Origin of the sequence: Dinghuibacter silviterrae (genome assembly GCF_004366355.1) — a bacterium.
Lineage (GTDB): Bacteria > Bacteroidota > Bacteroidia > Chitinophagales > Chitinophagaceae > Dinghuibacter > Dinghuibacter silviterrae.
In genome coordinates this window covers 156,642-180,788 of the sequence record NZ_SODV01000002.1, presented here as the reverse complement: position 1 = coordinate 180,788, position 24,147 = coordinate 156,642, and the positions used below count along the sequence as shown (strand labels likewise).

General features: G+C 53.7%; 19 protein-coding genes and 1 tRNA gene. 10 read left to right on the top strand and 10 right to left on the bottom strand.

What is annotated here, in order from left to right:
- Positions 1–98: 98 nt before the first annotated feature.
- The gene (locus tag EDB95_RS17970) at positions 99–4,121 is read right to left on the bottom strand and encodes a two-component regulator propeller domain-containing protein (RefSeq protein WP_133995532.1); all 4,023 of its coding nucleotides are present in this window, start codon (positions 4,119–4,121) and stop codon (positions 99–101) included.
- Positions 4,122–4,223: 102 nt separating this feature from the next.
- Here EDB95_RS17970 and EDB95_RS17965 point away from each other — a divergent pair, with 102 nt between their 5' ends.
- Positions 4,224–4,718, top strand: coding sequence for a hypothetical protein (locus EDB95_RS17965; RefSeq protein WP_133995530.1), 495 nt, complete (start codon positions 4,224–4,226; stop codon positions 4,716–4,718).
- Between the two features lie 41 nt (positions 4,719–4,759).
- Positions 4,760–5,680, top strand: a complete 921-nt coding sequence (locus EDB95_RS17960; RefSeq protein WP_133995528.1) for a bifunctional helix-turn-helix transcriptional regulator/GNAT family N-acetyltransferase — start codon at positions 4,760–4,762, stop codon at positions 5,678–5,680.
- Here EDB95_RS17960 and EDB95_RS17955 read toward each other — a convergent pair.
- From EDB95_RS17955 to EDB95_RS17935, 5 genes are read right to left on the bottom strand one after another with little or no spacing between them, the layout of a single operon-like run.
- A complete protein-coding gene (locus tag EDB95_RS17955; protein WP_133995526.1) occupies positions 5,677–6,228 on the bottom strand; it encodes a GNAT family protein in 552 nt (183 codons plus the stop codon). The genes EDB95_RS17960 and EDB95_RS17955 overlap by 4 nt on opposite strands.
- Entirely contained in the window at positions 6,215–7,135 is a 921-nt protein-coding gene (locus EDB95_RS17950; RefSeq protein ID WP_133995524.1) for an MBL fold metallo-hydrolase, read from the bottom strand. The genes EDB95_RS17955 and EDB95_RS17950 overlap by 14 nt, the downstream gene beginning before the upstream one ends.
- A gap of 18 nt (positions 7,136–7,153) precedes the next feature.
- On the bottom strand, positions 7,154–8,689 hold the full coding sequence (locus EDB95_RS17945) for an MFS transporter (protein WP_133995522.1): 1,536 nt from the start codon (positions 8,687–8,689) through the stop codon (positions 7,154–7,156).
- A gap of 27 nt (positions 8,690–8,716) precedes the next feature.
- On the bottom strand, positions 8,717–9,505 hold the full coding sequence (locus EDB95_RS17940) for a helix-turn-helix domain-containing protein (protein WP_133995520.1): 789 nt from the start codon (positions 9,503–9,505) through the stop codon (positions 8,717–8,719).
- A 12-nt stretch (positions 9,506–9,517) separates the two neighbouring features.
- Positions 9,518–10,396 (bottom strand): SDR family oxidoreductase, encoded by an 879-nt coding sequence (locus tag EDB95_RS17935; RefSeq protein ID WP_133995518.1) that lies wholly within the window; start codon positions 10,394–10,396, stop codon positions 9,518–9,520.
- A 124-nt stretch (positions 10,397–10,520) separates the two neighbouring features.
- Between EDB95_RS17935 and EDB95_RS17930 the strand changes: the two genes are divergently transcribed.
- Positions 10,521–11,738: a glycerate kinase gene (locus tag EDB95_RS17930; protein ID WP_133995516.1), complete on the top strand. Its 1,218-nt coding sequence runs from the start codon at positions 10,521–10,523 to the stop codon at positions 11,736–11,738.
- Between the two features lie 124 nt (positions 11,739–11,862).
- Positions 11,863–14,250: an ABC transporter permease gene (locus EDB95_RS17925; protein WP_133995514.1), complete on the top strand. Its 2,388-nt coding sequence runs from the start codon at positions 11,863–11,865 to the stop codon at positions 14,248–14,250.
- Between the two features lie 20 nt (positions 14,251–14,270).
- Here the strand turns inward: EDB95_RS17925 and EDB95_RS17920 are convergent, their stop codons facing one another.
- Entirely contained in the window at positions 14,271–15,122 is an 852-nt protein-coding gene (locus EDB95_RS17920; protein ID WP_262710542.1) for an NAD(P)-dependent oxidoreductase, read from the bottom strand.
- A gap of 59 nt (positions 15,123–15,181) precedes the next feature.
- On the opposite strand from EDB95_RS17920, the gene EDB95_RS17915 reads away from it, so the two are divergent.
- Positions 15,182–15,252, top strand: a tRNA-Gln gene (locus tag EDB95_RS17915).
- A gap of 88 nt (positions 15,253–15,340) precedes the next feature.
- On the opposite strand, the gene EDB95_RS17910 is transcribed toward EDB95_RS17915, so the two are convergent.
- Together EDB95_RS17910 and EDB95_RS27565 are read right to left on the bottom strand one after the other, a co-directional pair.
- Entirely contained in the window at positions 15,341–15,664 is a 324-nt protein-coding gene (locus tag EDB95_RS17910; protein ID WP_162852666.1) for a DUF2442 domain-containing protein, read from the bottom strand.
- Complete coding sequence (locus EDB95_RS27565) at positions 15,645–16,106, bottom strand: DUF4160 domain-containing protein (RefSeq protein ID WP_211352158.1); 462 nt, start codon at positions 16,104–16,106, stop codon at positions 15,645–15,647. The genes EDB95_RS17910 and EDB95_RS27565 overlap by 20 nt, the downstream gene beginning before the upstream one ends.
- Before the next feature lie 58 nt (positions 16,107–16,164).
- Between EDB95_RS27565 and EDB95_RS17900 the strand changes: the two genes are divergently transcribed.
- Positions 16,165–17,415, top strand: a complete 1,251-nt coding sequence (locus EDB95_RS17900) for an outer membrane beta-barrel protein (RefSeq protein ID WP_133995508.1) — start codon at positions 16,165–16,167, stop codon at positions 17,413–17,415.
- Positions 17,416–17,527: 112 nt separating this feature from the next.
- Here EDB95_RS17900 and EDB95_RS17895 read toward each other — a convergent pair whose 3' ends face one another.
- Positions 17,528–18,664 (bottom strand): ATP-binding protein, encoded by a 1,137-nt coding sequence (locus EDB95_RS17895; RefSeq protein WP_133995506.1) that lies wholly within the window; start codon positions 18,662–18,664, stop codon positions 17,528–17,530.
- Between the two features lie 224 nt (positions 18,665–18,888).
- On the opposite strand from EDB95_RS17895, the gene EDB95_RS17890 reads away from it, so the two are divergent.
- From EDB95_RS17890 to EDB95_RS17875, 4 genes are all read left to right on the top strand, one after another.
- On the top strand, positions 18,889–19,152 hold the full coding sequence (locus EDB95_RS17890; RefSeq protein WP_162852665.1) for a LytR/AlgR family response regulator transcription factor: 264 nt from the start codon (positions 18,889–18,891) through the stop codon (positions 19,150–19,152).
- 213 nt (positions 19,153–19,365) lie between these two features.
- Positions 19,366–20,628: an ATP-binding protein gene (locus EDB95_RS17885; protein WP_262710571.1), complete on the top strand. Its 1,263-nt coding sequence runs from the start codon at positions 19,366–19,368 to the stop codon at positions 20,626–20,628.
- A 156-nt stretch (positions 20,629–20,784) separates the two neighbouring features.
- Entirely contained in the window at positions 20,785–21,240 is a 456-nt protein-coding gene (locus tag EDB95_RS17880; protein WP_133995500.1) for an RDD family protein, read from the top strand.
- Between the two features lie 119 nt (positions 21,241–21,359).
- Positions 21,360–24,044, top strand: coding sequence for an ABC transporter permease (locus EDB95_RS17875; protein WP_246073735.1), 2,685 nt, complete (start codon positions 21,360–21,362; stop codon positions 24,042–24,044).
- Positions 24,045–24,147 lie beyond the last annotated feature (103 nt).

The window sequence follows — 24,147 nt, the reverse complement described above, 5'->3', positions numbered from 1 at the left end:
GGGCAAAATACACTGGCCGGGAGTAGTGATTCGGGGGGGTAATCTCAGGATTTAGGGGGTAATCTCACAATTTGAGTTGCCGGCCTACGGTCCTTCCCCTACGGCGCCCTTTTGAGGTGCCACTTATTGGAAAAAACCTTCCGGTATTTCTTTATATAGTCCGACGGATTCATCCCGTATTGTTTGTGAAACTGTTCCCGGAAGTACTTCCCGTCGCCGATACCGACCTGGAGAGCCACCTCGTTGACGTTATAGGGGGAGTGGATAAAAAGCTCCGCCGCCTTCCTCAGCCGGATAAACCGGATAAGGCCATTCAGGGACTGCCCCGTCAGGTCCTTTAGTTTTTGGTAAAGGTGGGAATGGCTCATCCCCAGCTCCAGGGACAACTTCTTGATGGAAAAATCCTCCTCTTCCAGGTGTGCTTCCACCACGGCGACGATGCGGTCCAGGAATTCCTTGTCTTCGGCCGAGACCCGGGGAGCGTTGTCACCCGTGGTGATGGTATGGTAGATCGACTGCTCCACCCGGTCCCGGCTGGTCAGCAAGGCCCCTACCCTGGCCACGAGCAGGTCCCGGTCGAAGGGTTTGGTGATGTAATCGTCGGCCCCGTGTTTAACCCCTTCCAGCTTGTTGTTCGCAGAAGCCGACGCCGTCAGGAGGATCACCGGCGTTTGTCCGAGCAACGGGTCGTTTTTGATGGTCTCACACAATTCGATCCCCGAGATGCCTTCCATGTGCACGTCCGAGATGATCAGGTCCGGCCGGTGTTCCCGGGCCAGGCGGAGCCCTTCATCCCCGCTCAGGGCCTTGTACACAATAAAATGTCTTTCAAACACTTGTTGGACATAAGACAAAATTTGGGCGTCGTCGTCTACGATCAACAGGCTTTTTTGGCCACTGACAAGGTCTCCCGCCCTTGTTGGGTCCGGCGTTTCGGCGATTTCTTGGAAAAGAGAGGAGCGCCCGGTGTTTTCTCCACCGATCACCACACCTTTCAGGTGTCCGTTGCCTTTGAGGAACTGCAACCGGAAACAGGTTCCTTTCCCTGCCTCACTTTGATAGGTGATCTCTCCACCGTGTGCCACCACAAATTGTTTGACGAGGAAAAGACCGATCCCGAAACCGGATATGGAAGTCATATCGCTCCTCCTGATCTGGTAAAATTTATCAAACACCTGGTCCCCGACTTCCGGCGGTATCCCTATCCCCGTATCTGCCACGCTGATCAGGACCGTATCCGCGTCCTCGCGCAACGACAAGACCACCTCCCTACCCTCCGGCGTATACTTCAGGGCGTTGGAGACCAGGTTGTATAAGGCGATTTCTATTTTCTCCCTGTCCAGGTAAAGCAACAACGCTTCCACCGGGGTGTCGAAAAGGTACCGAATCTTTTTTGCCCTCGCCCCTTCCACAAAGCACAGGTAGACCTCCCTACACAACGCCACGGCATCAACGGGCGCGGGTTTTATGTCGTCAGACCCGCTTTCCGCCTTCCGGAACAACAGGAGCTGGTCGACAAGACTCAGCAACCGCTGCGCGTTCCGGTAGACAAATGGCAGCCGTTCCTGTTCGTCCTCCCGGGTATCCGACTCCAGCAGTTCCTTCACCGGGTTGATGATCAAGGTCAGCGGACTGCGGAATTCATGCGTAATGTGGGTAAAAAAAGAAAGCTTCCGTTCGATCAGCTCCTTTTCCTTTTCCGTTTCCAGCTGTGCCAGCCTGACCTCGTACTTCAACCGCAAACGGCCCCGTGTATACCGAACATACAAAAGCACCAGGCCACCCACCAGGAGCACGTAGCCGGCATACGCCCACCAGGTCCGGTACCAGGGGGGCAGGACGACGACCCGCAACAGTTCCCATTCGTGACTCCACGTACCGTCCGCATGGCTGACGCGGACCTTGAATACATAGCTGCCCTCCCGGATGCTGGAGTAATTGGCCGTCCGGCTGCCGTTGGTATAGCTCCAGCCCTTGTCCCAGCCGGAAAGACAATACGCATAGTTGATCTTGTCCGTGCTCCCGTACTCCAGGGCGGTAAAGTCCAGGGACAGCATCGCCTGGTTAAACGGCACCGTTAGTTCCCGGATGTTGTCCTCCGACCGGTCCGTCACCCAACGCGAATTTCCGCGGATCGGCTCGTTTTTGATACGCACCTGTGTCAGGTAGACGTTGGGCATTTTTTTTGTCTGCAGGACGCTGTCGGGGAAAAATAGATTAAATCCCTTGATCCCTCCAAAAGCCAGCTCCCCGGAGCTCAGGGCCAGCCCGGCATTAAAGCTGAATTGGGTGCTTTGCAGACCGTCGGACGGGGAAAAATTACGGAACCTCCCCTGCTGGTATTCCGACAAACCGTTGTACGTGCTCATCCATAAATTCCCGTGCCTGTCTTCCAGGATCCGCAAGATGGTGTTGCCCGGCAACCCGTCGGCGGTGGAATATCGGGTATACGTTCCCGTAGACCGGTTGAACAACAAGAGACCACCTTCTTGCGTACCGACCCAAAAACGGCCCTCCCGGTCTTCGTGTAAGCAGCGAACCGTATACCCGATCGGGAAAAAGGTATGCTTCTTATGTTCCCTGTCGATCCGGATCAGGGTGGTATAGTTTCCTCCCCACAAATTGCCCTCCCGGTCCTCGGTCAACGCCTGCAGGTTCGACACCTGTTCGTCAAACAAAACGAACCTGCCGCCCTCGAACCGGTACAAACCGCCCTCGTTGGTTGCACTCGCCCAGAGCTGTTTGTTGTGGTCCTCCACCAGCGCCCACACGTGCTTCTCTTCGGTATTCGTCTCCGGGTTGACGCAAGGGAAATGGGTAAACTTTCCCGTGGCCTTGTCCAGCCGGCTTACGCCGTCAAACCACGTCGCCACCCACAACTGATCCTGGCTGTCCCTTAGGATGCCCGTGATAAAATCATTGTTGATCGAACCCGGATCCGCGGGGTTATGGGTATACGTCCTGAACGTATTCGTCCGCCGTTTCCAAAAACGCAAACCCGCCCCGTCCGTTCCAATCCAAAGGTTATGGTCCGCATCCTCGCAAAACGATAGTATAAAATTGTTGACGATGTTCTTTTGTCCCGGCGGATCATACGTTATGGTTTTAAAAGAGCTTGTCTTCGGCTCGATGACATTGATGCCTCCCCTGAGGGTGCCGATCCACCTCCGTCCGTCTCCGTCCTCATACAACGCATACACCGCGTTGCTGTTGACCAGTGGCGTTCCCGTGGAGGACAACAAGGGTGCTGCCAGACGATCGCCTGGATGCAACGTCCAGACACCCGATCCGTCCGTACCCAGACACATATCGTTCCTGCCGTCAACGGTGATCGACACCACCCGGCTGCTCTGGGGCAGGTAGTTATGGGAATACTGGTTTTTAGTTCGGTCCAGGAAGACGACCCCATTGTCCGTGCCCACCCAAGGCGTACCCTCGTTGTCCAGCTTCAGGCAAAATGCATTTTTCACGGCTCCGTTTACAAGGGACAAACGCTGATGATCCACGTCGAGGACGTAAAGACCCCTGTTTTGTATAAACACCCAAACCGTTTTGCTCCGCTGATCATACTCGATGGCGTATACGTCATACGCCCCCTTATCCCCTGCCAGCTCCCCCAGCGGAATCTGGCGGCCCACCCTCGACCGTCCCTCGAACAACAGCACGCCGTTCCGGTGCGCCCCCGCCAGGACAAACCGGTCTCCGATCGTCTGGATACAATGTACGCTCTCCCGCACCTTTTGAGGCGCCCCCCCGTCCCAGGAAATGTAGGAAGGCACCGAGAACCGGCCGGTCACCGGGTCGAGAATGCTCACCCCCTTCTGACCGCTGACCCAGATATTGTTGTGCGGGTCCGCTTTGACACTGGCAATGTTATCGAAGGCAAGAGACGTGGAGTCCCCGATGACGTTCCGGTACACCGTAAACCCGTACCCGTCATAGCGGTTCAGCCCGTCGTAGGTGCCGAACCACAAAAAGCCCTTGGCATCCTGGCATACACAGGTTACCGCGTTGTTGGATAAACCCTGTTCGATACCTAAGTATCGCACACGCGGATCGTCCCCGGCGGATGCCAAGGCATACGTGCATACAAAAATGGAGGCGAGAAGAGCCTTATACATAGCAGCAATCGTTTTGGGCGTTGGCGCCGAAGCGCGCTTATTAAGGTAAATTAATACATATTTGGAAATTCACTTTGTATATTGAATTATATCCTCAAAGCCATGAAGTCCTTGCTATCTGTATTCCTGATCACCCTTTGTGTCGAGGCGACGGCGCAGACGGACACTACGACCATTTATCTTCCCCATAAACAGCTCGACAGCACCATTAAGAACCTTGCCCCGATCCCGGGGAAGGCCATCGTTTATATCTTACGCCCGGACATCCACGGCGCCTTGTTAAAGTACAGGTTTGATGTCGATACCTTCATGATGGGCTGGCTGGGCATAAGGTCATACCTCTATACGATTTTGGATCCCGGCGTGCACGTCTTTAAAGCAATCATGGAAAGCGACCTGAAGCTGACCTCCACCCTCGAAGCGGGCAAAATTTACTTTATGCAACTGGACGTCCGGCTCAGCTTTCGCCATCCCAGTCCATGGTTTACCCTGTATAAGGAGGAAGACGCCAGGAAAGACCTCCGCAAATGCAGCCTGTCCAAGTACAATTCATACCCGGATTTCCCCCGTGTAAAGCTCCGGATGTTTGAACCGTAAAAATAGTTGATTTTGTCAACTACTTATCCTACCTTTGGGGTATGAACGCAAAAACCATTGCCGGTATCCGGTCCTTCAACCGTTTCTATACCGGCTTCATCGGCTTGCTCGACCGCTACCTCCTCGACAGCGACTACAGCCTCCCCGAGGCGCGCATATTGTATGAACTCCATCACGGCGAAGGCGTACAGGCCTCCGACATCATCGACCGCATGGGGATCGACAAAGGTTACCTCAGCAGGATCCTGGACCGCTTCGCCGAGCACAAACTGATCAGCCGGAAAAAATCCGCCGAAGACGGACGGCGGGTCCATCTTTTTCTGACGGACAAGGGACAAAAGGAATTTGAAAAGCTCGACCGCGCCTCCGACAACCAACTCAAACAACTCCTTGCCGACCTCCCGCCAAAAGACTGGCAGCGTCTGAAAGGACACATGACGGAAATCGAAGACCTGCTCACCCGGAAACGTGTATCGATCACCGACGTGACCCTCCGCACCGACCTCCGTCCCGGCGACATCGGCTATGTCACGCATCTCCATGGACGCATCTACAAAGACGAATGCAACTACGGCCCCGGCTTCGAAGCGTATGTCGCCAAGGGCCTGGCCGAGTTCTACCAGCAATACGATCCCAGTCTCGACCGCGTCTGGATCTGTGAACACCGGGACCGCATCGTCGGCTTCCTCCTGGTCATGCACCGCCCGGAAAACGCGGCCCAGCTCCGTTATTTCATACTGGAACCCGAATACCGCGGCCTCGGTCTCGGCAAGAAACTCATGGACCTGTACATGGCTTTTATAAAGGAAAAAGGATACAGCAGCAGCTATCTCTGGACGACCAACGAACAGGAAACCGCCATTGCCTTATATAAAAGGCTAGGCTTTGTTCTTACGGAGGAGGTGCCGTCCAATACTTTTGGGAAGGCGCTTACCGAGCAGAAATATGAGCTGAGCCTCTAGCGCCAGTCCCACAACACCACGTCCCAAGTACTTCCGTTGTCCGGGTAAGAGTCAATGACCTCGAAGCCCACTTTTTTGTGTGCCTTGAGTGAGCGCGGATTGGCTTGTGAGATTTCGGTAACGAGCATGTCGTATTGGGTGGAAAAATGGTCTCTATGGAATCCGTACAACCGTTCCACCACCCCCTGTCCGCGATAAGGCTCCGCCACGCAGATCTGCCCCATCAGGTAAATCCGGTAGTCCGCGAGCCGCCGCCCTTCATACCCGATCGTCTTCAGGTGCGCCATCGTGCTACCCATGACCGGGTACACCGCCTCGCAGGCGTCTGTAAGCGTCAGCGCATAACCGGCCAGGGTATCTCCATCCATGACGATGACCGAAGGCACGATGGCATGGAGGATCCTCAGCACCTCCGGTGTATACACCCAGGTAACAAAACCTTCTTTTGCCTTGGTTTCTTCGTCCAGCAGGGTCACCAGGTTTGCTTGTGAGAGGGCGGCGATTTGGTCCAGTTCTTTTTCGGTGGTGACTATTTTAGCGGTCAGCATGAGGGTCGTTATTAAAGAGCGAAATCTGTGCTGTGTTTATTGTCTTCAGTGTCTTTCGGCGGCGCATCGCGGGGGCGGGCACCGGCGCGGGCTCCTCCGGCCGGGTCACCACACCCTCTGCGTTCCAGAAAGGACCGGCCTCACCCGTATACGATCCATCCACCACAATCACCCCCGTCTCCTCATAACGGGAAGCCACCGTAATGACCGTCCCGCCCGCCTTTTCCTCAAACAACGCCCGCACGAGCTCCGGGCGGTTGTTGTCTTCGGAAAGATGCGAGAGCAGCAAGTGGCTCAGGTATGCCGGTCTGTATCCCATAAAAAGCTCCAGCGACTGCCGGTTGGACAAGTGTCCCTGCCCGCCCCGGATGCGTTTTTTGAGCGGATAGGGATAACGCCCCTCCTCCAACAGCTGCTCGTCATAATTTGTTTCCAGGAAAGCCGCGTGACACTGCATAAAGTGTCGTATGAGGTTATCGCAAACGACGCCGATGTCCGTAAAAACGCCCACCCGCAAGTCGCCCGATGCGATGACAAAACTGCAAGGGTCCGCGGCATCATGCGCCTTTGAAAAAGAAGTCACGGACAAGCTCCCGACGACCACCGTCTCCGGCAATCCCTGTACCAGCCGCGTATCCACGGACACGTGCCTCCGCGTCGCTTCGGCGATGTACACAGGCAACTTGTATCGGCGCGACAGCACCTGCAGCCCCCGGATATGATCTTCGTGTTCGTGCGAAATAAAAATCCCCTTCACCCGCTCCATCGCCAATCCCAGCCGTTCCATCCGCCGTTCTATTTCCCGGCACGACAGCCCCGCGTCCACGAGAAGGGCATCCTGGTCGTTACCCACGTAATAACAATTGCCGTTGCTGCCGGAATTCAGGGATGCGATGGAGAGGGACATAGGACAAATGTACGGGTTTTAGCCCTCCGCCCGGCGAGGCCGTATCGTCAAAAACGCCAGCAGCGCCGCTCCCCACGCGAACGTCGCCGCGATCCGCATGATCCTTTGGTAGACGTCGATAAACCCGTCCCGGTAAACCTTTTGGATCGCGCCAGCCATGGCCCCCGCATCCGCCGGCACTTTTGCATTCCCTAATTCGACCGCCTGCGCCAGCGCCTGCCGGTGAAGGCCGGCGTCCAGCCCCAAATTATCCAGCCTGTGCCCGATCGACGCCGTAAACAAAAGGACGGCCAGGGAACCAAGGATCGCATTGGCAAAAACATTGGCGACCCTGGTCAGCGCATTATTCACCCCCGATGCCACCCCGGACAACTGGTCACTCACCGACCCCATAACGGCGGTGGTGAGCGGCGCCACCGTAAAGGCCATCCCCAGCCCAAAGATCAGCATACCCGGTAAAAAAGTTGTCCAGTAGGTCGACGGTCCCCCGGTTTCCCCGACCAGGGACAGCAACCAGAGCCCCAGACCTGCTGTGGCTGCCCCCCCCACCAACAAAGGTCTCGGGCCGTGCCGGTCCGCCAGCGATCCGGCAAAGCGCGAACACAGGATCATCACGATCGTAAACGGCAAAAAGGTAAGCCCTGATTGCAACTGGTCATATCCTTGGGCCTGGACCAGGTTCAGAGAAAGGAACAACATTCCCGCACCGAGGCCCGCATAAAGGAAAAAGGTAAGAAGGTTTGCCCCGGCGAAGGTCCGGTTGGCAAAAAGATGCAACGGCATCATAGGGTGCTTGCTTCTCTTTTCCACCAAAACAAAGACCCCGAGCAACAACACGCCAGCCCCGATCGTAGCCAAAACCCAAGCGTCCCTGATACCGGCCTGGGGTAACCGCAGACAGCCAAAGGTCAGTAAAGCCAGTCCGAAAGCGATGGACAACGCACCCGGGATGTCCAGGGCCGGATCGGCCTGTTCGTCCCTGTTTTCCCCGACTTTACGCCAGAGGATCACCAAGGCCGCAATACCGATAGGAATATTGAGGAAAAAAATATACCGCCACAGGCCTGCATCCGCCAGGGCGCCCCCCAGGACGGGGCCACCGATCGTGACAATGGTCGAGATCGCCGACCAGGTACCGATGGCCTTGCCTTTTTCTTTGTCGTCGATCGTAGAGGAGATCAGCGACAAACTTCCCGGGATCATCAGCGAGCCGCCCAAACCCTGGACAGCCCGGAAAGCAATCAGGTAAGCCACCCCCGGTGAACATCCGCACGCGGCCGATCCTACAATAAAAGCCGCAATGCCGGTCATGAATACCTTTTTGCGACCCAGCTTGTCGCCCAACGCGCCCCCCACCAGGATGAGGGAAGCCAGCATCAGCAAATAGGCATTGAGTATCCAGAAAATTTCCGTGCCCGTGGCACCGAGGCTGCGTTGCAGCGATGGCAAGACCACGTTGAGCGCGGTACCGTCAATAAATCCCATGGAAGAAGCCAAAATGGCCGAAGCCATCACCCACCGGCCGGCCGGGCTGTTGAGGGGAACCGTTGACATACTATGTTTTGTACCAGCGTTGTGTCGTCAAATCCGCGAAGGCGCCACTCCATACCTCTTCTTAAAGGTAAAGGAAAAATGGGAAAGGTCCTCGAACCCCACGTCCAGGTAGACATCCGAAGGGGCCTTTCCCTTTTCCTTGATCAGGTAATGCGCTTCCTGAAGCCGCCGCTGTTGCAACCACCGGCTCGGCGTCGCATGAAATATCTTTTCAAAATCCCGTTTGAACGTCGCCAGGCTCCTCCCCGTCAGGTACGCAAACCGTTTGAGCTCCACGTTAAAGTGAAAGTTCTTTTGCATAAATGCCTCCAGGTCGATCTTCCCCGGTTCGCTAAAGTCAAAAAGTATATCCTGTAGCCACGGGTCCGTCCGGATTAGCACCAGGATGGCTTCCTTTACTTTCAGGTCCAGCAATGGGCCGTCCATGTCCAGGTAGGGCGGCAGGGAGTCCATGTAGCTTTTGTAGAGCGGGGCGGCCGCCAGCGTTATGATGGCGCCTTCTGCGGGCGCACCCGGCGCGGGCGCCAACCCATATTCCACGCTAAAGCCCCTCAACGTCTCCTGGTCCAAATACACAGACAACGTCCTGAATTCTCCCCCCGGCGGCGGCAGCTTGTTGAATTTGATCAGGTGATTCCTGCGGGTGAAGTGGAAACTCCCCGGTTCGCAGACATACTCCCGCTCCGCGTCGTTGAGGATAAGCCTGCCCGTGAGCTGGAGACTAAACACGTGCTCCGGGGCAAACTGCTCTCCCGCCCTGCTCTGTGCATGATAGCAGGAAGAAACGATGGCCGGGGTATTCCGGGACGTGTTCATGGGATGACAAAATTACGACTTGAACAACCGCGCCGCGGCTTCCGTTTCCAGGAAATTGACCGCCCCCTCGTGGTCGGTGGACAAGCTGACCGCTTCCCACTTGGCCAGATCCTGCAGCTTGTCCGTATCCGCCTTGCGTGCCAGCGCCAACGCTTCGCTGCCCAACACCAGGTGTACGGGGGGCTCGGGATGATCCGCCAACTCGACCATCACCTTTGCCGCTTTGTCCGGATCTCCCATAGGCTCAAATTGGCCGCTTTGGAGTAACTGCGTCATAAAACCAACCGTCTTCTCGTATCCTTCGATCACCGGTGCAAAGCTCATCGACGCACCCGCCCAATCGGTCCGGAAACCACCGGGTTCTACCGCCGTCACCCGGATACCCAGCGGCGCCACTTCACCCGCCAACGATTCGGAGAAACCACCCAGCCCGAACTTCGCCGCCTGGTAGATGGACAAACCCGGCCGTCCGATGCGACCACCCACAGAGCTGATCTGCAGGATCCTGCCCGAGCGCTGCTTCCGCATATACGGCAACACGGCACGGGTCACCTCGATCGGCGCAAAGAGATTCGTCTCAAGTTGGCTGCGCACCTGTTCATCCGTATAAGCCTCCGCCGCACCCGTGATCCCAAAACCCGCATTGTTCACCAGGACGTCGATACGTCCGAAATGGGCAACGGCAGCGTCCACCGCCTTGCGGATTTGTTCTTTGTCCGTCACGTCCAGCGCCAGCGTCAGCACCTGTTCGCCATAACGGTCCTTAAAATCCTGTAATTGTTCGGGCCGGCGCGCCGTAGCCGCCAGCCGGTCCCCTTTAGCCAAAACAGCCTCTGCCAGGCTGCGCCCCAGACCCCTGGAGGACCCCGTAATGAACCAAACCTTTGTCATATCAACATGTTTTTGTGACACAAAGTTCCGCCGCCCGGTCCCCTCCCTGGTTTGTTAAAAAGCTCATTGTTGGTTTGCTAAAAAGTTCACCTGCTGTTTGCGCGGCCACCGTATTTTTGATCACATGCGCGTACTCATCGCCCCCAACGCTTTCAAAGACAGCCTCGACGCCCGGGCTGCCGCGGACGCCATCCGCGAAGGCCTGGAGCGTTCCCGCCTGGCCGCCGGGTATTTCTCCTTCCCGATCGCCGACGGTGGCGACGGCACCGGATCTCTGCTGACCGAACGGCTGGGAGGCACGCGCGTCGAGGTCCCCGCACAGGACCCGCTGGGCAGAACGATCGGAGCGGCCTATGGGATTGCCCCCCGCTTTGGGGCCCCTACGGCCCTTCTCCACCAGGCTGCGCCCGGCCCTATCGCCCTCATCGACATGGCTACGGCCTCCGGTCTAAGCCTTCTCCAACCCGGCGAACGCGATCCGCTACACGTCACCAGCCAGGGCACCGGTCAGCTGTTGCGCTCCGCCCTTTCCGCCGGCGCCCGCCAGGTGCTCCTAGGCGTAGGCGGCTCCGCCACCGTCGACGGTGGCGCGGGCATCCTCCACGCCCTGGGCGCCCGTCTCCTCGACGCAGCGGGCCACGAGCTGTCCCCCAACCCGCTGGGTCTTCTTCAACTCGATCGCATCGACCTTACCGGTCTGTATCCGCCTGTGCGCGATACGCGGATGCTTATCTTGTGCGACGTTGATAATCCCCTGTTGGGGCCGTCTGGTACGGCCGCTGTCTTCGGCCCGCAAAAAGGCGCGGATGCCGGCACCGTAGCGCTTCTGGAGAAGGCGCTGACGCGCTGGTGCGAGGTTATCAGTCGCATGGGTGTGGACCGCCGCCCCGGGGCTGCCGGCGCAGGTGCGGACACGGCCGCCCTCTCCCTTGGCGCCCTCCCCCACGGCGGCGCCGCGGGCGGCGTGGCTGCCGGTCTCTTCGCCGTCCTTGGCGCCACCCTTGTCAATGGCGCCGACGGTTTCCTCGACCTTACCCGCTTTGACGACGCCCTGGAGCGCGCCGACCTCGTCCTCACCGGCGAGGGCAGCCTCGATGCACAAACCCTGCGGGGCAAAGGGCCGTACGCCATTGCCCGGCGTGCCCTCACGCGCGACATACCCGTGATCGGCCTGGCGGGCAGCATACCCACAGCAGATGAGCCACGCCTGCGCGACTTCTTCGACGCGCTTTTCAACATCAACCACGCCCCCTCCAGCCTGGATCAGGCGCTACGGGACACCCGCGCCAACCTCACCCGCACCGCCCTTGCCATCGGGGACCTGCTGGCGCTCCGCTCGTAGGCGGACAGACAATGTATTGAAACCGGACACCGCCTCCTCGATAAGTTCATACAAGGAATTAACAATCATAAACTTATATATACGGCACGTTTTTAGACCCTACCAGGCTACTGAAATTGTCGACATGATCAAGAATCTTCTCCTGGTAGCGATCCGCAACCTCAAAAGGGACAAATGGTATAGCTTGTTAAACATCCTTGGCCTGACCATCGGCATAACCTTCGGTTTGCTGCTCCTCCTTTACATCAAAGATGAGCTCAGTTATGACCGCTACCACGAGAAAGCCAACCGCATCGTCCGCATCGTTTCCAATATCAAGGAGGAGTCAAAGGATACCATGCGCTGGTCCAGCAATCCATACCCCCTCGGGCCCACCCTGAAAAAGGATTTCCCCGAAGTCGAGGAGGCCATCCGTTTTGTCGATAATGGAACCATGATGTTTAAGACCGGGGACACCCGCTTCTACAATGAAAATACTTTTTTTGTCGACAGCGGATTTTTCCGGGTCTTTACCTACCCGCTCCTTGAAGGCGATCCGAACACCGCCCTGGTCGACCCGAAATCCCTGGTCCTGACCCGCTCCATTGCGGAAAAATATTTTGGAAAAGTAAATGGCATTGTCGGCAGAACCCTGCTCGATGACAGCGGAGCCGTGTACAAGATCACCGGCGTCATGGAAGACGTTCCAAAAAACTCGCAGCTGACGTTTAACATCCTGATCTCCAACGCCACCCTACCCGTGGATTTTTCGCCTCAATGGGGAAACTTCAGCTACTTCACCTATGTGTTGCTCCGGCCGCATACCGACCTCCAGGCTTTCGACCGGAAAATGCTTCCCCTTTACGACAAGTTCATGGCGCCCATCTTTGCAAAAAACAATATAAAGATCAGGCTCAGCGCCCAGCCCCTTACCGAAATGCACCTTCATTCAACCGACATTTCAGGACCAGGGGAGTACGGCAGCATGTCCTACATCTTCATCTTTGGCGCCGTCGCCCTGTTCATGGTCCTGATCGCGTGTATCAACTATATGAACCTGACCACCGCCCGGTCCGCGCGCCGTGCCAAAGAGATCGGTATCCGGAAAGTCACCGGTTCTTCGCGAAGCCAGTTGATCACACAATTCCTCGTCGAATCCACCTTGTCCTCTCTTGTCGCGCTCGTCCTCAGCCTCGTATTGATCGCCCTGCTCCTGCCGACCTTTAACACGCTGGCCGGCAAATTTATCACACTCAACACACTGCTGGATCCCAGCACTTCACTTTTGTTGCTCGGCATCGTGCTGTTTGTCGGTCTTTGCGGTGGCAGTTACCCCGCCTTTTACCTTTCCAAATTCATGCCCGTCAATATCCTTAAAGGCGCTCTTTCCAAAGGGTCCAGCAATGTCACCCTCCGCCGGATCCTCATCGTCACCCAGTTCAGCATATCCATGACGATGCTCATTTGCACCTTTGTCGTGTACAATCAGTTGCAATACCTCCAGCACAAAGACATGGGTTTTAACAAAGACGAGGTCGCCAACATTACCGTCAATTCCAACAGTGACGAGCGGAGCCGGATCCTTGCGTTTAAAAACGAAATGCGCAATACCCAAGGCGTCCACTCCGTTAGTACCGCCGAGTCCATCCCCGGTTTCGGCAACAGTTTCCAGCTATTCGACGTTCAAACCGACCACGGCATCGTCGACAAAGGCGTGGACGTGTACGGCATAGACGAAGACTATTTCAAAACCCTTGGCATTCAATTGACCCGCGGCCGTAATTTCTCCGGCCTGCCCGACACCCTCCACAGCATCGTGGTCAATGAAAACATGGTCCGGTATTTCGGGTGGAAAAACCCCATCGGCATGCGCGTCAAATACCCCGGCGATACCACCGGCAGGCACTACCTTGAAGTCGTCGGTGTTTTCAAAGACTTCAACTGGAAATCGCTGTACAGCCCCATGTCTCCCCTCATCCTTCTATACCGCCCGAACAGCTTCAACGTCCAGTTAAAGCTTGACGCCCAAAACATCCCGGCCACCCTCGCCATCGTAGAAAAAAACTGGAAAACCGCCTTCCCCGAACTGCCGTTCAGCTACATTTTCCTCGACCGCGAGTTCGACTCCCAATACGCCGCCGACCAAAGAAGGGGAAAGATCTTCACCGCCTTTTCCATCCTCACCGTCGTCATCACCTGCCTCGGACTTCTCGGCCTGATCGCCTTTACCACCGAACAACGGCAAAAAGAGATCAGCATCCGTAAAATCCTCGGCGCCGGCCTGACGGAAATCATCCCGCTGATCACCCGCAATTTCGTGTACCTCGTCGGGCTGTCCTGTTTTATTGCATTCCCCGTCGCCTACTGGTTCATGCACCACTGGCTCGACAACTTCTCCTACAACACGGGGATGACCTTTGGGCCGTTTATCCTCTCCGCCCTCGCGGTGCTGGTGCTGACGCTGCTCACGGTTATTTTTCATACGGTCAAGGCGGCGGTCGCCAATCCGTCGAAGAGTTTGAGGACGGAGTGACGCCGGGGCTCCGCGCCGCTTTAGCGCTCCACCGTCTTTATCACCGCGATGATGTCCTCCTCCCCCATCGCGGCCGCCGCCGCCTGGTAGGTCTCGTACGCCGCCTCCGCCAGCGGCGTCTCCAGCCCTTCGGCTTTCGCCAGCCGCAGATCCTTGGCGATATGCTTCAACGCAAACGCCGCGGTATAATTATCGTGCAAAATCGCCTCCCCCTTGATCCGCGCAAACACATTGCTCATCGCGCCATTGTTCACGATCGTCAGGAAGTCCTCCGCCTTCACCCCATGCGCCCGGGCAAACAACAACGCCTCCGCCAGCCCCTGCGCATGGATCCCCAACAGCACATTGATCGCGAGCTTCGCCGTATTCCCCGCACCCGTGTCTCCCACCCTCAACACCAGTTTACCCAAATGCGCCAGCAACGGCGTCACCCGTTCCACCACGTCCACGCTCCCGCCTGCCATGATCACCAACTGCCCCTCCTGCGCCTGTTTCACACTCCCCGACACCGGCGCGTCCACATAGTGGCTCCCCAGGGCCGCACACCGGACCGCCACCTCCCGGCTCACCTCCGGCGACACCGTGCTCATGTTGACAAAGGTTTTGCCCCCCATCCAAAGCCCGCCGTCGAACACCTCCCGGACCGCCCGGTCATCTGACACCATAATAAACACGACGTCAGATTGTTGTGCCACGTCACCCGGCGTCGCCGCCAGTGCCGCGCCTTCCACGGCCTTCCCTTTGCTCCGGTTGTACACCGTCACCGCAAAACCCGCGTTTAATAACCGTTGCGCCATAGGCACCCCCATATTTCCAAGGCCGACCCAGCCCAGTCTCGTTGTTTCCATCGTTTTTGAGTTTGTTTCCGGCAAATTTACTCGTATATTTGCCCCCCCGAAGGAGCCTCACGGCTCATTTCCGGGGAAGCCACTGCCCAATAGTATAAAGGTAGTACAGCAGATTCTGGATCTGCTCGTCTTGGTTCGAATCCAGGTTGGGCAACACCAATTCAAAACCCGCTCCTAGAGCGGGTTTTGCTTTTCATACTATTGAAAGTAATTTCCTGTGACTTTCCACAAAAGGGAATAATTCAGGCAGCCACTTGATTTCCATCCCCTTTAACAACTTTTCTAAGCTCGTCCTGCAAGAAGCCTTTTAGACTAAGGTCTTCATCTAGCAAGGGCCAATGTACGCCTGTACCCCCACCTATAAGCTCGTATTGCAAAAGCTGAGATTTTTCAGCATTTCGGAGAATGCGGTATGAAGATATATGTTGACTTAAAATAGCCCTGGTATTTAAATATATGGTCATCAAGTCAAGCTCAGGCTTAATGTCCAGTGCTTGGATGCGTATCCCGCCTTGAAAAATTAAATTTTCAATGGCATCGAACTGTTTATTTTCGGAAGTACTCATTCCATCTATTTTTGAATTCTTCAGATTTATTTTGCACCGTTTCCAAAATGTCATTTTCCTCTGCCTTAGTAAAGCCAATCAAGTATTCAATGCTTATTAACGGCTCTAGCCAAATTTTTCCATTCGCGCTTCCCTTGGTCACATGAACATGAATCGGTTCATTGTTTTCATTGCTATAAAAGAAAAAACGAAGTCCGTTTAAAAATAACAATGTCGGCATTTCATCAAATTTAACGCTAAAAGCCCACACTTCAAATTTAACCCAACCTCTATTGCCAACCAAGTTATTGATAATCAACATCAATAATGCTTGAAAGTGGGATAATTTCAATCCACAGCTGGTTCGAAAAATATACAGCCAGGTCATCTTGCTGCGGGCCGCTTTGGGTAATGCAATGCGGCATTGGATCACCGCAGCCGCGAAGGCGGCGGCCTTCGTCAAAAGTTATATCATTTTTTTCGTATATTTAACTCCCAAACCCACAATTTAACCGCGCCGAATGAGAAATCTAATTGTTTGTACCTTTTTGCTGCTCACAACCGTACTATCCACCTCCGCCCAAACTCATTTCCAACCTGGAAGCATCGTTAATGACAATGGCGATACGCTGCATGGTTACATTGATTACCAGCAGTGGAGAAAGAATCCCAAAAGGATAAAATTCCGTCAAGGTAACGAAGACAGCCCCGCCCAATCCTACGGACTCCGGGACATTACGTATTTCAGCATTGATAAACAGGATGCCTATGTCCGGGCCTATGTGAAAGAAGACATGAATTCTGTAGACCCAGGCGCCAACGAGGATGTCAAAGACTCCTTCATCCAGGATACCGTTTTTTTGAAAGTCCTGGTCATCGGAAAGCGCCTTTCTTTGTATGCATTGACCGATTCAAAGGATCATTATTATATCAGCGATGGTCCTGGTCGTTTTAATGAACTGATTTACAAAATACACATTGTACAATTGGAGTCCGGAGGCACACGTGAGGATGCTGTCAACGAATTCAGACATCAGTTGTTGGAGTTCCTTCCAAGCGAAGACAGCGTGTCTATGGCCGAAAGGATTGAGGGTCTGCCCTTTTCGGAGCGTCCCTTGATGAGGGTGGTGAAAGACCTTAACGGAAGTTCAAACACGACTTTTGTGAACCAATATGCTCAGGCAAGCCCTATAAGGGTTCAGTTTTACCTGGGCGCTGGGGTATCCACCTCTTCTTTACGCTTTACCGGCAACGATAACGGAGCCTCTCCCATGTCCTTCAACCATTCAGTGGGACCTTTGGGTGAAATTGGAGTCGATTTTACGATCAACCAAAAATGGGGAGACATTGCCCTGAGACTGTCCGTTGCCTATTGGACAGCCAGCTTCTCCGGCAAGGAAAATGACAACCAGGGAACCGACACCTATAAACTGGATATGAATATCATTACTCCTTCGGTGGACGTAATGTACAGTTTCTACAAATCTAAAAACATGAGGTTGTATGCGGGTTTGGGTGTCGGAATCAATGAAGCAAGCTATCCCACCAACTCGTATGTAACCCACAAACCCGGTATTATAGCGCAGGACACGGCCAACATGCGCCTTACCCCGGCAAACTCCTGGTTCAACCTACATTACCGGGTTGGCGGCAAGATAGCCAACCATTTTGGGTTGGAAGTCGAAGCTATTCCTACCGGAAGCCTGACCAACAATGTTGACTTTAAAGGTTCGGTTGCTAACTATTCCTTAAAGGTGCTCTATTACTTCTAGGCAAAAATAAAGCGCCTCCTTCTCCTCACCGGAATCAAGGTTCGAAAATGTACAGTCAGGGCCCCGTACAAGGTGCGGGGCCTTTGAATTTATTCACGACGTTGCCGGCAGTTTATCCGGTTATCCATTCCAGATAATTATCCTGATTAATCAAAGTAAAATCAGCGTCCGGATAAGCCTTTGCAAAAGCGGTAGGGATTTTAACTTTCTGACTCTGCCATTTGCATTCGAACGCCTGCAAATGTTGCTTGTTATCCAGTTCTATCAGATCGATTTCTTGTCCATCATAAGTTCGCCAGAAGAAATATTGAGGTTGATAATTTCGATAATTGTTATGCTTTATTCTTTCACTCAATATGTATTGCTCCCATAATTGGCCAATATCATTGCGGCTTTGCAATGAGCTAAAATTATTGATCAATGCGTTACGAATGCCATTGTCATAAAAATACCATTTTTTACTCTTGCTGACCTCTTTACGCAAGTTATTACTATAACCTGTCAAAGGGAAAATAATGAATGCTTTGGCAAGCAAGTCCAGATAACGTTCTACCGTAACTTTATTTAGTTGGAGACTATTTCCCAGCTCTGTAGTACTTGCCTGTCCGCCTACCTGCCAGGCAAGCATTTGGAGTAATTTATACAAGACACCGGCGCCTTTGACATTTTCCAGTGTCAATAAGTCTTTGAGTAAATAACTATTTACCATTTGTCTTAAATAGCTCTCCTGCTCCTGCTGATGCTGAAGATGCCATAATTCAGGATATCCTCCATAAATTAATCGTTGTTCAAGATTCCGAAGAGTAGTAAATCTATCTTCCAGAGCAGACAATTCTACTTGTGCAATGGGATATAAATGATATACTATATTCCGTCCCACTAAAGGTTCTCCGGTATGATTTACCGGATCAAAGCTGCTGCTACCTGTCGCAATAATAGTGATGGCCTTCACGTTATCAATCATCAATTTCAGTATCTTCCCAATCTCCGGAATAGCTTGCGCTTCATCGATAATAACAATTTTCTTTCCCTTCGTCAGTTGGATGTAATTTGTAATAGTTCTTTGCTGCAACAAACCGGCTACCTGCATATCCTCACCTTGCAGCAAAAGCACGTCATCGCCATGCCTGGCAGCAATATTCTCAATAATGGTCGTTTTACCTGTACGCCGGGTTCCATATAACATAACCACCTTTTGTTTACCCAGTTCGTCCTCAATTTGCTTTTCTATTATTCGGGGGATATCCATATAATATAAATTAGGTCATTCAGATGTCGTAATTTATATAAATTAGGTTATTTAAGTACCCTAATTTCAATCTTTTAAACTAAATCGACATATTAAATTGATTATCAGCACCCTCAATCCGGCTCGAAATTCGGCTATTCCAAGGCAACAAGGCGTGCAACCACTTCATCCCCTTTTCCCCCCATTCATCGCCCCCTCCCCTACTTCGTCGCCTCGCCGCCCCGGTGTTCCTTTGTGTCATACTCCTGGTCAAAACCCACAACAGCCTCAAAAGCATTGAGACTTCCCAGATCGCCTATATCAAAGCCCTCGACAAGCTGCTCTATATCTATACCTTTTCCGGCCAGGTCCATATCCAGGATGACTCCCTCGAAGAGCTGGAGGCCTCGCTCCATCCGGATCATTTTTTTCGCATCAATCGCAAGTACCTGGCCCACATCAATGCCGTGGCTGAACCGGTGAGTCGCAGGCTGCGGCGGCTGAGGTAATCCAGGATGGACAACTAGTTTTCCGGTCCGCTAAAAAGCGGACCTTTTTTATAATTAGGACAAGACTTGTCGATTTCCCCCTATAGATTTTCTTCTTGACACGGTTCATTTTCCAAATACGCATATATTTGTACGATCTACCAACACGATGTCATGACCGAATCCCAAAACATAGAATATAAACAGACCTAGAGGGATGACTACCTTAAATGGATATGTGGCTTCGCCAATGCCCAGGGCGGGAAGATATTCATTGGTATGGACGATGATGGCGAAGTCTCGGGGATCGATGACTACAAAAGGCTTATGGAAGATATCCCCAATAAAACAGTCAACCACCTTGGAGTAATGGTAGATGTCAATCATTGCAAAAAAGGCGATAAACATTATCTTGAAATCGACGTACCGGTAAGTAGTGTCCCAATTTCCTATCATGGTGTATATCACTACCGGAGCGGCAGTACCAAACAAGAGTTGAAGGGCGTTAGTCTTCAAAATTGGCTCCTCAAAAAAATGGGGAGGCACTGGGAAGATATTCCCGCCTCTGCTTCAAGCCTCAACGACTTGGACCAGGATAGTATTCTCGCTTTTCTAAAAAGGGCAACCGTCCATAGTCGCATCCCGAATGAGGCGCGGCAATATGACATCCCAGCGCTACTCGAAAACCTCCACCTGCTCACTTCCGATGGGCAGCCCACTCAGGCCGCCGTTCTCCTCTTCGGCAAAAGACCCTCCCAGTTTGTTCCCACATGCACCATTAAGATAGGTCGGTTTGGCAAAAGTGAGGACGAACTGTTGTTCCATGACGTCATCGAGACAAACCTCATCTCCATGCCAAGTGACGTACTGCGAAAACTCACCGATCGCTATATCGGCCGCCCCATATCCTACAAAGGGCTCGAACGTCTCGAACCAATGGAATACCCGGAGCCAGCACTTCGGGAAGCAATCCTCAACGCTATTGTTCATAAGGACTATTCCAGTACCTGGACCTTTCTGCGCGTTTATGACGACAAAATTGAAATATGGAACCCCGGTCCACTCCCCGAGGAGCTAACCATACAGAAGCTGAAAGGCAGACATTCTTCTTATCCTCGCAATCCCCATATTGCTGAAGTATTCTTCAAGGCAGGCTATATCGAGGCCTGGGGCAGGGGCACCACCAACATGATTCAGGAATGCCTGGCCGCAGGCTTACCGGAGCCAATATTGGAAGAGGATCAGGGAGGAGTTCGGGTCACTTTTCTAAAAGACATCTATACTAAGGAGCACCTGACCCAACTTGGCCTTTCAGATCGAAAGATCTATGCAGTCCTTTATATCAAGGAAAAAGGTTACATTACTAACAGCCAATACCAAAAGGCCTTACAAGTATCCGATAGGACTGCACTCAGGGATCTTGAAGACCTGGTCCAACGCGAGGTTGTAGTCAAAATGGGAGAAAGAAAGAGTACCCGGTACTTACTGAAAAAGTAATCTTAGCGCGCCTTGATGGCGGATATGGCGGATAAATGGCGGATAAACGACGGATATGGCGGATAAATGCTGACTATCTTAAACTTTACCCGGAATCCCCAAAAGTTATAAATACGATTATAACTCTCCAACAGATTTTTGCTATCTTAAAAGTATATGCCCAACAAATCCCTCGGCAAACGCTCCCTCGCCACCCTCCTCGACTACCTCGTCGTCTACGCCTTCACCTATTTCTATATCCTCGCTTTCGGCGAAAGAGCGCCCAACGGCACCCACGTCATCCACAATTCGGCGCTATTGATCCCGACGGCGTTCTGGTTTATTTTTATCGTGCTCACCGAACAGTACCTCGGCGGGACGGTGGGTCACCAATTGTTTGGCCTGCGGGTGATCACCGCGGACAAACACAGCCTCTGGCTTGGCCGGACGCTGGCCCGGCGGGCGTGTGACGCCATAGAGATTTCATGGTGTTTTGGACTGATCGCCTACATCATTGCCCAAACTTCCGAAAAGGGCCAGCGGCTGGGGGACATGGTGGCCAGGACGACCGTGGTTGCCAAAAAGGACCTGAATGTTACCATTCAGTTCGAGTTCGAACAAACCGGCGCCTGAAACAAAACCGTACACCCATTGTATCAAAACCATACAGTAAGAACACACAAAACGCTGAAAAAAAGCCAGTTATAAACTGGCAACGCATTTGTGGATGCAAAGTACCTTTACTGATAGCCATGAAGTATACAACGGTGGAAGAACTCCTGATGGACGACGGGTTTCTGGCCTGGTACCATCTGAGTGACGACAAACAAATCGAGTTCTGGGACGCCTGGATTGCGTCCAGCGAAGAGCATCGCGCGCTGGCGCGGGCGGCCGTACAGACCTTGCAATACCTTCAGTTCCGGCCGCAAACGCAAAAAAACCTCCAGGAAAAGGCGGACCAGATATGGGATCGGATCAAAACCAACATCCGAAAGGAAGCGACCCCTCAAAAAATAAAGACCAAAACCGCCAGCCCGGTCATGCTGGCCTCCTCCTACATGAAAGTCGCCCTGCGCAATTTCCGCAACGGGAAAATGCACAGCCTCATCAATATCTCCGGCTTGTCCGTGGGGATGGCGGTGGCCGTCCTGATCGGCCTTTGGATCATGGATGAATTGTCCTACAATACATACCACGCGAATTACAGCCAAACGGCCCAGGTCATGATCCATGGCACGCAAAACGGATCGGGCTTTGCCGACGGTTCCGTTCCCATCCCGCTCGCACAGGCCATACGTTCCACGCACGGCAGTGATTTCGAGCGCATAGGGCTGGCGACCTTTCCAGGCGGGGGGCATACCCTGGCGGCGGGGGACAACAAGTTCACCGAGCCGGGAGCTTTCATGGAACAGGAAGCGTCGGATATCCTGGCCTTAAAATTACGCAAGGGCAGCCTGTCCCTGTCGGATCCTCATACCATCCTGCTCTCGGAAACAACGGCCCAAAAACTTTTTGGCGCCCGGGACCCTATCGGCCGCATCGTCAAGATGGACAACAATGGCAGGCTGGTCCTCAAGGTTACAGGCGTATACGAGGATGTGCCCGACAACGACGACTTCAAAGACCTTCATTTCCTCTGTCCCTGGGAACTCTTTGTTACCAGCTGGGACTGGATCAAACCGGCCCTTACCGACTGGGAATTCACGGCGACGAGCATCCTGGTACAAATACCGGAGCACCGGGACTTTAACGTCCTTTCGGCGAAGATCAAGGACCTCATTACCCAAAATTGGAAGCCAAAAGAAAAAGGCATACACGAAGACGTGTTCCTTTTCCCGATGAGCCGGTGGCACCTGTATTCGAATTTCGAAAACGGTGTCAACACCGGGGGGCTTATTACCTTCGTCTGGCTCTTTGGGATCATCGGGGTGTTCGTACTCCTGCTGGCCTGTATCAATTTTATGAACCTCAGTACGGCCCGCAGTGAGAAACGGGCCAGGGAGGTGGGTATCCGGAAGGTCATGGGGTCCGTCCGCGGGCAATTGATCCAGCAATTCCTAAGTGAATCCATCTTGATCGCCCTGATGGCCTTTGTCCTGTCCCTGGGCCTGGCGCAGCTCGTGCTGCCGTGGTTCGACGGCATTGCCGGCAAACGCCTGGACATGCCGTGGTTCAATGGCTGGTTCTGGGGGATGGGTTTGGTATTCACACTTTTTACAGGAATCATCGCCGGGAGCTATCCGGCGCTCTTCCTATCCTCCTTCCAACCGGTCAAAGTGCTCAAGGGGACTTTCCGGCTGGGCCGGTTTGCCGCCGCTCCCCGGAAGGTCCTGGTGGTATTCCAGTTTGCGATCTCGGTTCTCCTGATCAACGGGACGATCATCGTCTTCAGGGAGATCAACTACGCGAAGGACAGGCCCACGGGCTATGACCGTGCGGGCCTGATCTCCATCCAGGAAACGACACCGGAGGTGTATAACAACTACAGCATCATCCGCAGCGAGCTCCTACGCACCGGGGCCGCCACCAATATGGCAGAATCCCAGTGCCCGGTTACCAATATATTCGCCGGCGCCAATGGGTACGACTGGCCGGGCAAAACGGCGGGCCAGGCCGATAATTTTGCCGTGGTAGATGTCCGCCACGAATTTGGCCAGACGATCGGCTGGCAGGTAGTACAGGGGCGTGATTTTTCCAAGGCCTATCCTTCGGATTCGATGGGGATGATCTTAAATGAAAGCGCGGTAAAGTTCATGGGCCTGAAGCATCCCATTGGTGCGATCGTCCACGACAGGGATCATAAAACCTATACCGTCATCGGTATCGTAAAAGACATCATTCAAACGAATCCGTATGGCAACATTCCGCAAACGATCTATACCATCCTCCACGAAGGGGGAAATTTCCTCACGATCCGTTTAAACCCGGCCTTAGGTCCCCAAGAGGCACTGAAAAGGGTGGAAGCCGTCTTTAAACAATACAACCCGGCGGCGCCGTTCGCCTACACTTTTGCGGATAAAGACTACGCCAAAAAATTCGGGGACGAAGAACGCCTGGGCAGTCTGGCCCTGTTTTTTGCACTCCTGGCCATTTTTATCAGCGCCCTCGGGCTGTTTGGCCTGGCGTCCTTTGTCGCCGAGCAAAGGACCAAAGAGATCGGCATCCGGAAAGTCCTCGGCGCCTCGCTGTTGAGCCTTTGGCAACTGCTCTCCGGAGAATTTGCTATACTTATCTTGATGTCGCTCGTGATCGCCACCCCGCTGGCCCGGTATTTTATGGGACAATGGCTCAGCCATTATAATTACCGCACCGGCATACCCTGGTGGATCTTTGCCGGGGCCGGGCTAGGGGCCATGATCCTGACCATGTCAACGGTTAGCTACCAAAGCATCAAAGCTGCCTTGTTGAGCCCGGTCAAAAGTTTACGGACGGAATAGCATTACATTTTTCGAACACCGGTCACTTGAATGATTGACATGAGTCCTTCTGACCCCGGAACGGGGTCAGGGGGCATGTATTCTTCACCTCAATCGTTCACTC

Coding starts and splice junctions, on each gene's coding strand:
- EDB95_RS17970 (WP_133995532.1), bottom strand. CDS start 4,121: ATGTATAAGGCTCTTCTCGCCTCCATTTTTGTATGCACGTATGCCTTG.
- EDB95_RS17965 (WP_133995530.1), top strand. CDS start 4,224: ATGAAGTCCTTGCTATCTGTATTCCTGATCACCCTTTGTGTCGAGGCG.
- EDB95_RS17960 (WP_133995528.1), top strand. CDS start 4,760: ATGAACGCAAAAACCATTGCCGGTATCCGGTCCTTCAACCGTTTCTAT.
- EDB95_RS17955 (WP_133995526.1), bottom strand. CDS start 6,228: ATGCTGACCGCTAAAATAGTCACCACCGAAAAAGAACTGGACCAAATC.
- EDB95_RS17950 (WP_133995524.1), bottom strand. CDS start 7,135: ATGTCCCTCTCCATCGCATCCCTGAATTCCGGCAGCAACGGCAATTGT.
- EDB95_RS17945 (WP_133995522.1), bottom strand. CDS start 8,689: ATGTCAACGGTTCCCCTCAACAGCCCGGCCGGCCGGTGGGTGATGGCT.
- EDB95_RS17940 (WP_133995520.1), bottom strand. CDS start 9,505: ATGAACACGTCCCGGAATACCCCGGCCATCGTTTCTTCCTGCTATCAT.
- EDB95_RS17935 (WP_133995518.1), bottom strand. CDS start 10,396: ATGACAAAGGTTTGGTTCATTACGGGGTCCTCCAGGGGTCTGGGGCGC.
- EDB95_RS17930 (WP_133995516.1), top strand. CDS start 10,521: ATGCGCGTACTCATCGCCCCCAACGCTTTCAAAGACAGCCTCGACGCC.
- EDB95_RS17925 (WP_133995514.1), top strand. CDS start 11,863: ATGATCAAGAATCTTCTCCTGGTAGCGATCCGCAACCTCAAAAGGGAC.
- EDB95_RS17910 (WP_162852666.1), bottom strand. CDS start 15,664: ATGAGTACTTCCGAAAATAAACAGTTCGATGCCATTGAAAATTTAATT.
- EDB95_RS17900 (WP_133995508.1), top strand. CDS start 16,165: ATGAGAAATCTAATTGTTTGTACCTTTTTGCTGCTCACAACCGTACTA.
- EDB95_RS17895 (WP_133995506.1), bottom strand. CDS start 18,664: ATGGATATCCCCCGAATAATAGAAAAGCAAATTGAGGACGAACTGGGT.
- EDB95_RS17880 (WP_133995500.1), top strand. CDS start 20,785: ATGCCCAACAAATCCCTCGGCAAACGCTCCCTCGCCACCCTCCTCGAC.
- EDB95_RS17875 (WP_246073735.1), top strand. CDS start 21,360: ATGAAGTATACAACGGTGGAAGAACTCCTGATGGACGACGGGTTTCTG.